Origin of the sequence: Marinobacter daepoensis DSM 16072, assembly GCF_000421165.1 — a bacterium.
Lineage (GTDB): Bacteria > Pseudomonadota > Gammaproteobacteria > Pseudomonadales > Oleiphilaceae > Marinobacter > Marinobacter daepoensis.
The window spans coordinates 72,475-85,990 of record NZ_ATWI01000008.1 but is presented as its reverse complement, the minus strand read 5'-3'; the positions used below and the strand labels follow the sequence as shown (position 1 = coordinate 85,990).

General features: G+C 58.8%; 13 protein-coding genes. 4 read left to right on the top strand and 9 right to left on the bottom strand.

Translation table 11 applies throughout. The features are described from left to right. The first annotated feature begins 93 nt into the window (after window positions 1–93). The 4 genes from K325_RS0100905 (at window position 94) to K325_RS0100890 (ending at window position 3,879) form a co-directional block, all read left to right on the top strand. Complete coding sequence (locus K325_RS0100905) at window positions 94–1,047, top strand: ABC transporter substrate-binding protein (RefSeq protein ID WP_156836551.1); 954 nt, start codon at window positions 94–96, stop codon at window positions 1,045–1,047. A gap of 95 nt (window positions 1,048–1,142) precedes the next feature. Further along, window positions 1,143–2,081: a FecCD family ABC transporter permease gene (locus tag K325_RS0100900; RefSeq protein ID WP_265596838.1), complete on the top strand. Its 939-nt coding sequence runs from the start codon at window positions 1,143–1,145 to the stop codon at window positions 2,079–2,081. A gap of 14 nt (window positions 2,082–2,095) precedes the next feature. Next, window positions 2,096–3,085 carry a FecCD family ABC transporter permease gene (locus K325_RS0100895; RefSeq protein WP_029652364.1) on the top strand — a complete coding sequence of 330 codons (990 nt, stop codon included), beginning with the start codon at window positions 2,096–2,098 and terminating at the stop codon, window positions 3,083–3,085. Then, window positions 3,082–3,879, top strand: coding sequence for an ABC transporter ATP-binding protein (locus K325_RS0100890; protein WP_029652363.1), 798 nt, complete (start codon window positions 3,082–3,084; stop codon window positions 3,877–3,879). The genes K325_RS0100895 and K325_RS0100890 overlap by 4 nt, the downstream gene beginning before the upstream one ends. Before the next feature lie 10 nt (window positions 3,880–3,889). Here K325_RS0100890 and K325_RS0100885 read toward each other — a convergent pair whose 3' ends face one another. The 9 genes from K325_RS0100885 to dctP all read right to left on the bottom strand — a co-directional run bounded on the left by K325_RS0100885 (window position 3,890) and on the right by dctP (window position 13,406). After that, complete coding sequence (locus K325_RS0100885) at window positions 3,890–5,089, bottom strand: multidrug effflux MFS transporter (protein ID WP_029652362.1); 1,200 nt, start codon at window positions 5,087–5,089, stop codon at window positions 3,890–3,892. Window positions 5,090–5,181: 92 nt separating this feature from the next. After that, entirely contained in the window at window positions 5,182–5,613 is a 432-nt protein-coding gene (locus tag K325_RS0100880) for a DUF4124 domain-containing protein (protein WP_029652361.1), read from the bottom strand. Window positions 5,614–5,724: 111 nt separating this feature from the next. Then, entirely contained in the window at window positions 5,725–6,933 is a 1,209-nt protein-coding gene (gene glcF / locus K325_RS0100875) for a glycolate oxidase subunit GlcF (protein WP_029652360.1), read from the bottom strand. Window positions 6,934–6,935: 2 nt separating this feature from the next. Beyond that, a complete protein-coding gene (glcE, locus tag K325_RS0100870; RefSeq protein WP_029652359.1) occupies window positions 6,936–8,003 on the bottom strand; it encodes a glycolate oxidase subunit GlcE in 1,068 nt (355 codons plus the stop codon). Then, the gene (locus K325_RS0100865; RefSeq protein ID WP_029652358.1) at window positions 7,996–9,468 is read right to left on the bottom strand and encodes an FAD-linked oxidase C-terminal domain-containing protein; all 1,473 of its coding nucleotides are present in this window, start codon (window positions 9,466–9,468) and stop codon (window positions 7,996–7,998) included. Before K325_RS0100865 ends, glcE begins: the two co-directional genes overlap by 8 nt. 12 nt (window positions 9,469–9,480) lie before the next feature. Further along, window positions 9,481–9,906, bottom strand: a complete 426-nt coding sequence (locus K325_RS0100860; protein WP_029652357.1) for a GlcG/HbpS family heme-binding protein — start codon at window positions 9,904–9,906, stop codon at window positions 9,481–9,483. 19 nt (window positions 9,907–9,925) lie between these two features. Then, window positions 9,926–11,464, bottom strand: a complete 1,539-nt coding sequence (locus K325_RS0100855) for a TRAP transporter large permease (protein ID WP_029652356.1) — start codon at window positions 11,462–11,464, stop codon at window positions 9,926–9,928. Further along, window positions 11,461–12,171, bottom strand: a complete 711-nt coding sequence (locus K325_RS0100850; RefSeq protein ID WP_029652355.1) for a TRAP transporter small permease subunit — start codon at window positions 12,169–12,171, stop codon at window positions 11,461–11,463. The genes K325_RS0100855 and K325_RS0100850 overlap by 4 nt, the downstream gene beginning before the upstream one ends. A gap of 101 nt (window positions 12,172–12,272) precedes the next feature. Continuing rightward, window positions 12,273–13,406, bottom strand: a complete 1,134-nt coding sequence (gene dctP / locus K325_RS0100845) for a TRAP transporter substrate-binding protein DctP (RefSeq protein WP_051146565.1) — start codon at window positions 13,404–13,406, stop codon at window positions 12,273–12,275. Window positions 13,407–13,516 lie beyond the last annotated feature (110 nt).

The window sequence follows — 13,516 nt, the reverse complement described above, 5'->3', positions numbered from 1 at the left end:
TATTACTTTAAAAACTTAACGCGAACCATTATCATTTTTCTCATCATAAATTCGATAGCTACCTAACGCTCTATCCACCGGAGTCAATCTGACGTGAACTACCACTCATCGCTCTTCGTGACCGCGCTTCGCTCCACCCTCGCTGCTCTGCTCTTTACCACCACAACGTCAGCCCTGGCCGACACCCGCAAAGTGGAAAGTGCGTACGGCCCCGTCGACATCAGCGGTCAACCCGGGCGGGTCGTCACACTCTACGAAGGCGCTCTGGATGCCACGCTGGCCGTTCAGGGCAATGCTGTAGGCGCAGTGATTACCCGGGGAGGCAGTGACGTAGCCGACTACATCCAGTCCAGAGCGGGCGACATCGCCATTGTCGGAGCACCGGCAGAAACCAACATTGAGGCTGTCATTGCCGCACAACCAGACGTCATCCTCGCCGCTCCGCGCATCAACGAACAGCAGTATCAACTGCTGTCACGCATCGCCCCGGTCGTGGTGTCGGATGTCCCCCTGTTTGAGCCAGACAGCTGGAAACGCGAGACCCGTCTGTTCGCAAAAGCGCTCGGCCGGGAAGCAGCGGCAGAACAGGTAATTGACGACATTGAAGCCCGAATTTCAGAAGTCGCAGCGCTGGTGGAAGCACGCATCCCCAAATCACAGCGGGATGCCACACTCGTGCGCTGGATGCCTCAGGGGCCGCTCGTTATGGCCGAAGGGCTCTTTTCCGCCTCGATTCTGCAAGCCGTCGGGTTCAGGGTGGAAGACAATGATCTGGTAAAAGCGGGTCGACCACACAGCGAACCTCTGAGCCTGGAAAACCTGTCCAGCATGAACCAGAACTGGGTGTTTCTCGCCACACTCAACGAAGATGGAGAAAAAGCATTGCAAGCGGCCCGGAACTCCCCCGCGTTTGCCCGCCTCGAAGCTGTTGAAAAGGACCAGGTGATTGCCGTTAGCGGTCAGCTCTGGACCAGTGCAAGCGGGCCTCTTGCGGTACTCGCCATTCTTGACGACATTGAGTCGGCTGTGTCTGCCACCAAGCCCTGAAGCGACGAACCTTGAAAGCAAGATCCCCAACTCGCGCGGTTGCGTCTCGCGCCCTTCTCCCGCTGCTTTTAGCAGCGGGATTTTTGCTGTTGCTGATCGTACTGGCCAGCCTGCTCTATGGTGCCGGCCCGGTCTCCGCGGCTCAGGCCTTCTCCGCTCTGACCGGCGATGGAACCTCCGACGCCACCTTTGTGGTGACCGAACTGCGCCTGCCACGCACCCTCATTGCAATGACAACAGGGCTTGCGCTGGGGCTGGCGGGAGCTTTGCTACAGTCGATGACACGTAACCCCCTGGCCGAGCCAGGGTTGCTTGGCGTCAGTGCTGGCAGCGGGTTCGCCGTTGCTCTGGCCATTCTGCTGGGTGCCACTACGACAACGCTGACGACACTGGTAGCACAGGCCGGCGCACTGGCCGGGTGCGCCCTGGTGATTGCTACCACCCGGGTTCAGGGGCTGGGTAATGATCCGGTTCGTCTGATTCTGGCCGGCGCCACCATGACCGGCCTTTTGCTGGCCCTAACGTCCATGATGATGCTGATGGATCAGCGTGCAGCCGACGAGATTCGCTTCTGGATTACCGGCAGTGTCGCGGGGAAACCGCTGGCCATCCTCAAGGCTACCCTACCCTCCATCGTGCTCGCCCTTACCCTGATCGTGCTGGTTGCCAGACCTCTGGCCGCCATGGCGCTGGGCGAGAAAGCAGCGCTCGGTCTTGGGCATCATCCCGGGCGTATCCGCTTCTTGATTACCATAACCGTTGCCCTGTTGGTTGGCTCTGCCACAGCACTGGCCGGGCCTCTGATTTTCGTCGGGCTGGTGGTGCCATTCATTGCCCGGGCATTTTCAGGCCCGGATATCCGCAAAACCCTTTGGCTGTGCGTGCCTGTTGGCCCTGCCGTCGTCCTGGGGGCCGATGTCATTTCCCGCCTGGTTGCAGCACCGGCGGAGATGCCCTTGGGCGTGGTCACGGCTCTGATTGGCGCCCCGGTTCTGCTGACCATTGTCCGGTCTGGCCGGATGCCGTCCCTTTGATTGCAGGATTACCGATGCCCGATTCACGCAACCTTTTGGTCAATGCCATCCTGTCAGTCCTGGCGCTGTTTCTCGTGGTCTTGTCTCTGTCGACCGGCACCGTACAAGTGTCTTTACCCGACACGCTGAAGGCATTGTCTGGGAACGCTGACCCAATGACCCTTTTCGTCGTCAACGAACTACGCCTGAGCCGCGTGATGGCCGGATTGCTAAGCGGCGCAGCGTTAGCCATAGCCGGCTGTCTGATGCAGACACTGGCCCGCAACCGTCTGGCAACCCCCGGCATTATCGGTATTGATAACGCAGCGACGGCCTTCGCCGTTGCGTCCGTTGTCGGTGCTGGCCTGTCCGTTGCGCCTTCCGCCATGGCTCTGGCAGGGGCGGCGGCCGCCACCGCAATCGCCTTTGGCCTGGCCGGTGCCAACGGCACCCGGGGCTACCGGTTCATCGTGGCAGGGGTTGGTATTGGAGCCATTGCGGGCGCGGTCACTCAGGTGATGCTCAGCCGGGTGGCTATAGATGCGGCCAATGCGGCTTACCCCTGGACCGTCGGCAGCCTGAACGCTCGCTCGGAACACAGTGTGACCATTCTCGGCCTTGGCCTGGCCATCGGCTGCCTGGCCCTCATCGCCACCTCACGGGCACTGAATACCCTGCAGTTTTCTGATGCGGTTGCCATTGCTCTGGGAACCCGACTGAAAGCAACCCGGATTCTCGGGCTCGGCCTATCCGTTATGCTGACAGGGCTTGCCGTTTCCGTTTGTGGCCCGGTGGGCCTGATTGCCCTGCTCGCTCCGGAGTTCGCCCGAATGCTCTGCCGCCCCGGGAAGATGCCTCTGATGGCTGCCGCCCTGACCGGCGCCGCGTTCATGGTTATTGCCGACCTGATAGGGCGAACCCTGTTTGCCCCCCTGGAAATTCCCGTGGGCATCATCACCGCCATTGTGGGCAGCCCTTACCTTCTCTGGATCCTGCTTAGACCTTCGCCACGGAGCCTGACATGAGTCATACCACGACTGCGACCCTCGCCGCCGAACACATAACCCTGGCCCATGGACAGTTTACCGTCGCAGAAAACCTGAGCATTCGCCTGCCCCCGGAGAAAGTGACGGCCATCGTCGGCCCCAACGGCTGCGGAAAATCGACGTTGCTGAATGGCCTTGCCCGAATCCACAAGCCAAGAAGTGGCTCCGTGTTGCTGGACGGCAAAGATATCCATCGTTTGCCCTCGAAAGACGTGGCCCGGAAACTGGCCCTACTGCCACAGGACAACAGCGCCCCGGAAGGACTTACCGTCGCCGACCTGGTCCGTTTTGGCCGACAACCGCATCAGGGCTGGATGAAGCAGTGGTCTGTCGAAGACCAGCAGGCCTTTGAAGCAGCGATTCGGGCCGCTGATGTCAGCGACCTGTCCGAACGCGCCCTGGATACACTTTCAGGCGGACAGCGCCAGCGGGCCTGGATCGCCATGGCCGTTGCCCAGCAGACGCCCCTGCTACTCTTGGATGAACCAACCTCGGCTCTGGACCTTGGCCATCAGATTGAAGTGTTTGAACTGATCCGGACATTAAGCCAGCAGGGCAAAACCATCGCCATGGTAGTACACGACCTGGCCAGCGCCTGCCGTTACGCAGACCACATGATCGCCATGAAAGCCGGTGAGGTTATTGAAGAAGGGGCGCCGGCTCACATTGTCTCTCCAGAACTGGTCAGAGAGCTCTACGGTGTACAGTGCGACCTGATACCGGACCCCAGCACCGGTAGCCCCTTACTGGTTAATGTACGCCGCTGCACCTGACCGGCCCAGCCTAGGCGGCCGTGCCCCCGGCTTTCTCCCGGGCAACGGCCGCGGGCGCTCCCAGTGCCAGCAACACCGCGCCCGCTGAACAGGCCAGCATACTCAGGACAATCGGCAACAGGGCATCACCGCCAAATGTCGAGGACAATGCACTGACCACTCCGGCGAGCGTGAACTGCGAGGCGCCAAGCATGGCAGCAGCGGTGCCGCCCAGATGCGGGAAGAACTCCAGAGCATTCGCCATGTTATTCGGAACAATCCCCCCCTGGCAGCCGATTGCGGCAATAATAAACGCAACAACCGCCCACGGCGGCCCACCAACCGCGACCACAGACACCAGCCCAATCAAAGCAACAAACTGCAGAATCACCTGTACCCGCAGCAGAACGACCGACGAGAACCGCCTCAGCAGCGGCCGGTTGATCAGGTTGAGTATAGCCATCAGGCCGATGTTAGCCGCAAAGAGAATAGAGAACGCACTGTTGGAAAGCCCAAACCATTCCTGATAGATAAACGAGGCGTGGGTGATAAACAGCATCATGGTGCTGAAACACAGCACCTGAATGCCAACAAAACGCATGGTCGTCCGATGCCGCAGTACGAGCAGGTAATTGGTTACCAGCGTTTTGACCGGCGTCACGGCCGCCGGCCGCGGCTTCAGCCGGGGAAACAGCGCGCACTGCAGGACGACGGCGAGAAAAAGCGCATAGCCGGCCAGTACGACGAAAATCCAGTGCCAGTCGCCCAGTACCAGCATCAAAGCCCCCAGCGACGGTGCAGCGGCTGGCGCGATGAACATAATCAGGCCAATCAGCCCGAACAGCCGGGCGGCCTCCTGCCCGCCAACCTGATCCCGGACAATCGCCGGGACCGAGACAGCACAGAAAGCACCGCCAATGCCCTGAACAATCCGCCAGCTGACCAACTCGGACAGGTTGGTCGCTTGTGCAATCATCACAGCCGCAATGGCAAACACCGTCAGGCCGATAAACAGAATCAACTTTCGCCCGTACCGGTCCGACAAAGGACCGCCCACCAACTGAGCCAGACCAAGCGTTGCCACATAGGCGCTCAGGGTCAAACCAACATCGGCATGGGGAATGCCGAATCCATCGGCGATATCCGGAAACGCTGGCAGATAGGCATCCAGAGCCAGCGGCCCCAGAGCCACCGTCATACCAAGCAATAGTGCGAGCTGAAAATGAGACAAATTCTACCTCCGCTGACAAGATAGATAGCTAACAACAAATAAGCAATAACGACAATCAGCGGTTTCCGAAGCCCTGGTAGTTATCTTCCGGGTTAATCCAGCACGCATTCCCGGCTGTAACGTTGACTGAGTTTGCGTCGTTTCTGCCGAAGGCTGTTGCCCCGGTCATTACTGTACCCTGCCCGTAGCTGGCCCTGAATACGATCCAACTGCTTTCGATAGCCCTGACACAACTTGAGTTTCTCCTGGTGTTCACGGCTCTGGGCATAACGATCGCCACTGTCCGGCGCCAGCAACCGACTGACCTGCGCCCGGCTCTGGCGAACCTTGTCCGCCTGTCGAATATTTTCGCTCATGGGCACAGTTACCGGGGGCGGCAGAGTTACCTGGTCGTGCTCCTGTCGCGGGGGCGGAGTGTCGGAAAAGTGAATGGACCCACGGGCATCGGTCCAGCGGTATATCTCAGCGGTTGCGGGCAGGGCCAACGCAACCATAAGCAGGCTTGCGGCCAGTTTCCATGGCATAAGTTCACATCCTGTGACGCGTCTGAATGGAAAGCCAGCCGCGGCGGTCACCAGCGGCTGGCCAAGAGAACGTGACGATACCGGAGCCGGCCTTCACGTTCCGCTATCGGGTTAACGATCCAGCAATTCGATCCAGTGATTCACCGGTATATCCGATTTTGTTTCCAGATGCAGCTGGCACCCGATATTGGCGGTGACAATCCGCACCGGGTCATCCACCGTCAGCGCCTTCAGCTTGTTATCAAGCAGCTTCTGGCTCATCTCCGGCTGGGTGATGGAATAGGTACCGGCCGAGCCACAGCACAGGTGCTTGTCTTTGGTGGCCGCCAGGTCGATACCCGCCTTGGTAAGCACCTGCTCCACCACCCCATTCTGTTTCATGGCGTGCTGCAGGGTACACGGACAGTGGAACGCCACCTTGCCCGCCTGGGCACTGGCCTTCAGGGGCTCCAGGTCTTCTTTCAACAGGAACGCCCCAAGATCGGTGCACAACTCGCTGACCTTCCTTGCCTTGTTGGCGTAGACCGGGTCATCTTTCAGCAAATGGCCGTAATCCTGAACCATGGCACCACAACCTGACGCGGTCATGAGGATCGCCTCTGCACCCGCGTCAATCGCTGGCCACCAGGCATCAATGTTGCGGCGCATCTGCTCCAGTCCACGCTCATGCTCCGACAGGTGATAGTTCACCGCGCCACAACATCCGGCCTCAGGGGCTTCCACCATGGTCACGCCGAGCTTGTCCAGCACCCGGGCCGCGGCCGCGTTGGTATTGGGCGCAGCCGACGGCTGAACACAGCCAGCCAGAGCCAGAACCACACGGCTGTGGCTCGACGAGGGCCAGGGGCTTGCGTGTCGGCGGGGAGGCACCTTGGTGCGCAGCTTCTCCGGCAGGACCGGCCGGAAGGCCTGGCCCAGACGCAGCATCAACGCGAACAGCCGGCGGTCCGGCAGGAAGCGGGTCAGCGCCCAGCGCAACCATTGTTCCTGCGGCTTGCGCGGCAGCTCTTTTTCCATCAAACCACGGCTGATATCCACCAGCCGCCCGTATTTCACGCCGGACGGGCACGTGGTCTCACAGCTCCGGCACGTCAGGCAGCGGTCGAGATGCTCCCGGGTTTTCTCGGTAACTTCTCCCCCCTCCAAAAACATTTTCATCAGGTAAATGCGGCCACGGGGGCCATCCCGCTCGTCATTCAGTTCCTGATAGGTGGGACAGGTCGCGGTGCAAAAACCGCAATGCACACAGGCCCTGAGGATTTCCTCTGCTTCCTGACCTTCAGGATTATTGGCAAATTGCTGAACCAGATTCGTTTGCATAATTACAACCAGCTATAAAGACGACCAGGGTTAAAAATGCCGTCGGGATCGAACGAGTGTTTCACGCGGCGCTGAATGGCTTTCAGCGCTTCAGGTTGGCTGTGCATCACGTCGGCAGTGCGGTCACCGCCCCGGAACAAGCTAACCTGGCCACCGGCAGCACGAGCCAGTGGCTCCAGATCGCTGAGCGACGCGTCACCGCGATACCAGCGCTGGGACCCGATCCAGTCAATCATCCAGGGGCCATCCAGCTCCGGTGTTTTCGCGGTGGCGTCCAGGGAAAAACGCCAGAGGGGCACTTCCGGGTCGGCAAAGAAGCCGTGCTGCATGTCCTGGACCTTCTGCCAGAACGCATCCCCCTGTGCCATAACGTCGCCACTCCACTTCTCGGCGGTCGCTTCAACGGCTGACTTCGCACCAGCCAGACGGAGATAGACTTTGCCGTCGACCCAGCAGGCGCCGGTGATGGGTTTGGGCTCTCCGGCGCGCCGGTTCATGTACTCCACCACTTCGTCCACGGCCATCTCCTGTACCAGAGTCGCCGTTGCTGCGGGTTTCGGCATCACTTTCAGGCTGATTTCCGTCATTACCCCCAGCGTGCCCATCGCGCCGGCTTGCAGACGGGACACATCGTAGCCAGCCACATTCTTCATAACCTGGCCGCCAAAACGCAGGTGTTCACCTTTACCGTTGAGCAGCCGGATCCCCAGCACCTGATCCCGCACCGACCCCGTCCAGGGCCGCGCAGGGCCTGAAAGGTTGCAAGCCAGAGTGCCCCCAATGGTGGAGGCTTCACCAAACCGCGGTGGCTCAAAGTGCAGGCATTGCCCCTGTTCCGCCAGTACCGCTTCAATCTCTTTCAACGAGGTCCCGGCCCGCACGGTTAACACCAGCTCCACCGGGTGGTATTCCACCACACCGGTGTGCTCAGCCATACTCAGAATGCCAGCCTCCGAATCGGCCTGCCGCCCCATAAAGGATTTACTGCCACCGCCAACAATGTTGAGTTTCTGCCCATTTCTGCGGGCCTGGAACACCTGTTCCTGTATCGCTTGTATCTGATCAGCCATGGGCAGCGTCCGCCTCTCCGTGCTTGTGTTGCTTATGCTCGATGGAGCGGTATTCCTGACAGAATTTCAGGGTAGGCACCCCTTTACCCGGGTTCAGTATTCCGGTGGGGTCAAAAGCCGCCTTCACATCGTGGAACTGCTGCAGCTCCTCATCGTTGAACTGCACCGCCATCTGGCGGATTTTCTCAACCCCGACCCCGTGCTCGCCGGTAATGCAACCCCCGACTTCAACACACAGTTCCAGAATCTTGCTGCCAAACTCTTCGGTGCGCTCGAATTCGCCTGGCGTATTGGCATCAAACAGGATCAAGGGGTGCAGGTTGCCATCACCGGCGTGGAACACATTGGCCACCCGCAGGCCAAACTCTTCCGACATCTTTTCCATTTCCAGCAGAACCTTCGCCAGATACCGGCGCGGGATGGTGCCGTCCATACAGTAGTAATCCGGAGAGATTCGCCCCACCGCCGGAAAGGCCGACTTGCGACCTTTCCAGAGCAGCGCCCGCTCATCCTCACTCTGAGAGGTACGGATTGAGGTCGCACCTAGCTTACGGAACAATGCTTCAGCTTCGGCGATGTGTTCGTGCACCTCTTCTTCGGTCCCGTCCACTTCACACAACAGCAGAGCTTTGGCATCCCGAGGGTACCCTGCCCCACAGAAATCATCGGCAGCGACAATGGCATGGCCGTCCATCATTTCCAGGCCGCCTGGGATAATGCCATGGGAGATCACGCCTCCCACCGAGTCACCGGCTTTTTCAATGCTATCGAAGCCCGCCATGATGACCTGAGCAACTTCGGGTTTGGGCAACAACTTTACCTTCACCTCAGTAACCACCCCCAGCAACCCTTCCGAGCCCGTCAGCAGGGCCAGCAGATCCATGCCACAGCTATCCAGACCATCGCTGCCTACCTGAACGCGATCGCCTTCGGCGGTGATCATCTCCACGCTGAGAATGTTATGCACGGTCAGCCCATACTTCAGGCAGTGTACGCCGCCGGAATTCTCGGCCACGTTACCGCCAATGGTGCAGGCAATCTGCGAAGAAGGGTCCGGCCCATAATAGAGGCCGTACTGAGCCGCTTCCTCGCTGATGGCCAAGTTGCGGACGCCCGGCTGCAGGCGCGCGGTGCGACCAACCGGATCAATGTTCAGAATCCGGTTGAACTTGGCCAGCGAGAGCACGACGCCTTCCTTGTGAGGCATTGCGCCGGCACACAGCCCCGTGCCGGCACCGCGGGCAACCACGGGGACACCCTGTTCATGGCAGATGCGCATGACCCGCTGAACCTGCTCCACGGTTTCCGGGAGCACCACCAGCATGGGCATTTCCCGGTACATGGCCAGGCCATCACACTCATAGGGTTTCAGGGTTTCGTCATCCGTGATCACGAAATCCGGGTCTATAAAAACCCGGAACTGTTCCGCCAGCTGAGACTTGCTGATACGGGTTTGATTGTTCATAAGAGACACCGGTTACTGGCGTTTACGTTCAAAATGGTCGAGCCCTGCCTGAGCACAATCCATATCCTGCTGAGGCGTTCCGGAGCTGATGCCGATACCGCCAACCACGTCACCGTCTACGATCACCGGCAGGCCGCCGCCGACCGTGCTCAGCCGTCCGCCCACTTCGGTGTGAATGCCAAACACCAGATTGCCGGGCACGTTGGCCGCGTTGTACTCGTGAGTTGCCTTACGGGCCGCAGCGGCCGTGAATGCCTTGTCTTGCGCAATGGCCACGCTCGTCACCTTTCCGCCATCCATCCGTTCAAAGGCAATCAGCGTCCCGGATTCATCCACAACGGCGATGCACATGGGCACCCCGATCTCGCGGGCCTTAGCGGCCGCTCCCTCAATCAGAAGCCGGCCGTCGGACACGTCCAGACGGTTAACAGTCAACATAACAACTTACTCCTCTTGGTTAGCCATAAGCGAGATTGGGCAGCCAGGTGGTAATGGCCGGGAACACGATGCACAGGAAGACACCCAAAGCCTGAATGGCCAGAAACACCAGGGATGACTTGAAGATGGTGCCCATGGAAATCTCCGGCGGACACACCCCACGGATGTAGAACAGCGCATAGCCAAACGGCGGACTCAGGAACGACATCTGCATGTTCACCAGATACAGCACTCCGAACCACAACACCACGTCATCACCCGAGACCCCCGGCAGGCCGAACAACCCCGGGAACTCCAGCGCCTCGACAATGGGGATAAAGATCGGCACCGCCAGTAGCAAAATACCAACCCAGTCCAGAAACATGCCCAGCACCACCAGCAAGACCATCAGCAGGAACAGAATGCCGTAGGCCGGCAGGCCGGTGCCGAGAATGGATTCGGTAATGAAATCCTGCCCGCCCTGAAGGATGTAAAAGCCGACAAACACCGAAGCCCCGAACATGATCCACAGCACCATGGCTGACGCTTTGGCGGTCGTAACGGAGGCATCCCGCAGCGTCGCGATGGTGAACACCTTATGCTTCATAGCCACCAGGATGGCGCCGAAGGAACCGATACCAGCCGCTTCTACCGGCGTGGCTATCCCTCCAAACAGCAGCCCAAGCACCAGGAACACCAGAATCAAGGGGGCGATCAGGTCTTTCAGAAGCAATAACTTGTCTTTCAGGCCGATGCGCTCCTCCTGAGGAATCGGCGGCCCAAGCTCCGGGTTCAGTTTTGCCCGGATCCAGACGTAGAACACATACAGGCTGGACAACAGAATGCCCGGAATGACCGACCCCAGATAAAGCTCGCCGACAGACTGCTGGGCAACCACGGCATAGAGGATGGCAAGAATTGAGGGCGGAATGAGAATGCCCAGAGTGCCGCCGGCCATGATGGAACCCAGGGCAATCTTGTGGTCGTAGCCCCGCTTGAGCATGGCTGGCAGGGCAATGATGCCCATGGTCACCACCGCAGCGCCAATAACCCCGACCATGGCCGCAAGAATCGTGGACGCCACAATGGTGGCAATGGCCAGACCACCACCAACCCCGCCCATCCACTTGTAGACGACATTGAACATTTCCTCGATCAGACCTGCCCGTTCCAGCATCGCTGCCATGAAAATAAACAAAGGGATAGCGGCCAGATCCGAGTTGGTCATCATCGGGAAAATGCGGCTGGGGATGATGTTCAGCATCAGCGAATCCCCCACCAGATAGATGAATACAACCCCCAGGCCACCGGTTACAAACGCCAGCGGCAGGCCCATCATCAGGGCAACCAACAGGGAACCAAACATGAGGTATGTCAGAGGCCCGATATTGACGTCGGACAGGCTGCCTGCCAGCTTGAACAGAAACTTGTCATCACTGAAGGGGTCGTAGAACAGAATATTGATGAACTCGACAAACATCACAAAGGCCAGTGCCACGGTGGCCAGGATCATCAGCCAGGTGCCAAGCTTGCCTTTGAGGTTACCCGATGAGGGGGAATTCACGGTGCCCATAGTCATACCTGTTGCTCCCGGCCAAGTCTGATGAACAGCGCAATGTCCTTGATCAGTTTGGACAGTCCCGCCAAAGTAAGCAGAACGGCTCCCAGCAGCATCATGGCCTTCACCGGCCAGTACTGAATGCCCCAGGTCTCAACGGTACGTTCATCCATCGAGTAGGAGTTCTGAAAAAAGGTCCAGGAAGTAATCACCAGTGCCAGCGCAAACATGAAGAAGAACATGGAGGTAAAAATATCCATGCCAATCCGCCCTCTTGCGGGCAGCAGGTTGTAAATTACATCGACCCGCACGTGGGCCCCGTGCAGCAGCGCAAACGCGCCCGCCAGCAGGTACTGCATGCCGAACAGCAGGAAGCTGGCCTCATGCACCCAGATGGTTGGCATGTTGAAGATGTAGCGCATCACCACTTCAAAAAAGTAGAAAACCACAGCGTTGACGGTCCAGAAGGAAATAAACACCCCGGACTTTTCGCTGATCCAGTCGATGATCCGGGTAAACCAGTTCTCATAATCGGACTCGATCGTTTTCGACATTTCAGCTTCGATCTGCTGAAGCTTCTCGTTCGCCAGGGCATTTTTGTCGATTGCCTGCACCCCACGACCACTGGACCAGCGGTCCCAAGCCATCATCAGCAGGGGCATCAGCGCCAGCCACCCCCAGTAGAACCAGTGCGGCAGTACAAAGCCAAAGTTGCTCAGATCAGACATACTGTCTTCACCTCGGTTACAGCGCGGGGAAGGGAGAGAGCCCTGACTCAAGGCGCTCCCTGCCCTTCCCCGCCTGTCTGCTTGTTATTGGAATTAACCGATCACTTACCAGCCGCCTTGAGGTCTTGCTCTGTGACGTAGCCCACCGTGTCGTTCATCATGTACTTGAGCTGCATATCAAAAATAGCCTTGGCGTCGTCGTTTTTGTTGGCCCAGTTGTACCAGATCGGAATCGCCGCACGACGGAATGCCTGAAGGTCTTCCTGGCTCAGCCGACTGACGGTATCGCCATCCGCCCGGAACTTCTCCATGGCCTCAATATTGCGTTTCTGAATGGTCAGGTAGTGCTTCTGGGAATAGATGCGCACTTCCTCTTCCACCAACTGCTGGAGCTTTGGATCCAGTGAATTCCAGGCACGCAGATTGACCGTCAGGTCCATCAGATCCACCGGCTGATAAATCGACATCACCCCGGGAGGCCCAAACAGGATGTAATCCGTCACCTGGGAGAAGCCCAGCTCGTAGTTCACCGCCGGGCCAACATAATCCGCCGCGTCAATGGTGCCCTTCTCCAGCGCCGGGAAGATATCGGACCCCGGCAGGCTCACGGTCGAGACCCCAAACTGCTGGAACACTTCCGCCACCATGCCCCCCGGCACCCGGATCTTCATACCCTTGAGATCCGCCAGACTGTTTACGGGTTTCTTGGAATGAATGATGTTGGCGTCATGCTGAATGGGGCCAACGTAGAACAACCCGTACTTTTTGTAGATTTCCCGCGTTTTCTCCAGCATTCCCAGGGAATAAAACATGGTGTCCCACTGATGCGGCTGGTCCGGGCCCGCCGGGTAGGACGACAAGAAAACCGATGCAGGGATCTTGCCGGACCAATACAGCGTGAACGGGTTCATGCCCTGAAGAACACCGTTACGCACCGCATCAAAAAGCGCGTTATTGTCGGCCGCGACCGCCTTCGCCGGATATGGCTTGAAAACCAGCTCCCCACCAGACTTTTCCTCGATGCTGTTACACCATTCCTCAAACAGGTCGTAACCCACGGTCCCGGCGTCCCACACTGACTGTATTTTCCAGGTGGTCGCCGCGGCGGCCTGCCCCGCTCCCAGCATCAGGGCGCCGGCCAGGGTGGCCCCGGCCGCGAGTTTCCTGAGAAAACTCCGGCGTGGCGGGGTGGCGCCTGAAGCGCATTGCTTGTCGTTGTTCTCGAGGGTGTTCATTGAGACATCTCCGTTCACGTTGTTGTTATGCAGAGTCAGTCCAACACCAGCAATCGCCGGCATTAAAAAGATATTCGTTGGCACATGCGGTTTAGTCCAGAAAATTGCCA

Excerpts from the sequence above, each read along its gene's own strand:
- glcF (WP_029652360.1), bottom strand. The coding sequence starts at position 6,933 with ATGCAAACGAATCTGGTTCAGCAATTTGCCAATAATCCTGAAGGTCAG.
- K325_RS0100895 (WP_029652364.1), top strand. The coding sequence starts at position 2,096 with ATGCCCGATTCACGCAACCTTTTGGTCAATGCCATCCTGTCAGTCCTG.
- K325_RS0100850 (WP_029652355.1), bottom strand. The coding sequence starts at position 12,171 with ATGTCTGATCTGAGCAACTTTGGCTTTGTACTGCCGCACTGGTTCTAC.
- K325_RS0100860 (WP_029652357.1), bottom strand. The coding sequence starts at position 9,906 with ATGTTGACTGTTAACCGTCTGGACGTGTCCGACGGCCGGCTTCTGATT.
- K325_RS0100865 (WP_029652358.1), bottom strand. The coding sequence starts at position 9,468 with ATGAACAATCAAACCCGTATCAGCAAGTCTCAGCTGGCGGAACAGTTC.
- glcE (WP_029652359.1), bottom strand. The coding sequence starts at position 8,003 with ATGGCTGATCAGATACAAGCGATACAGGAACAGGTGTTCCAGGCCCGC.
- K325_RS0100890 (WP_029652363.1), top strand. The coding sequence starts at position 3,082 with ATGAGTCATACCACGACTGCGACCCTCGCCGCCGAACACATAACCCTG.
- dctP (WP_051146565.1), bottom strand. The coding sequence starts at position 13,406 with ATGAACACCCTCGAGAACAACGACAAGCAATGCGCTTCAGGCGCCACC.
- K325_RS0100880 (WP_029652361.1), bottom strand. The coding sequence starts at position 5,613 with ATGCCATGGAAACTGGCCGCAAGCCTGCTTATGGTTGCGTTGGCCCTG.
- K325_RS0100855 (WP_029652356.1), bottom strand. The coding sequence starts at position 11,464 with ATGACTATGGGCACCGTGAATTCCCCCTCATCGGGTAACCTCAAAGGC.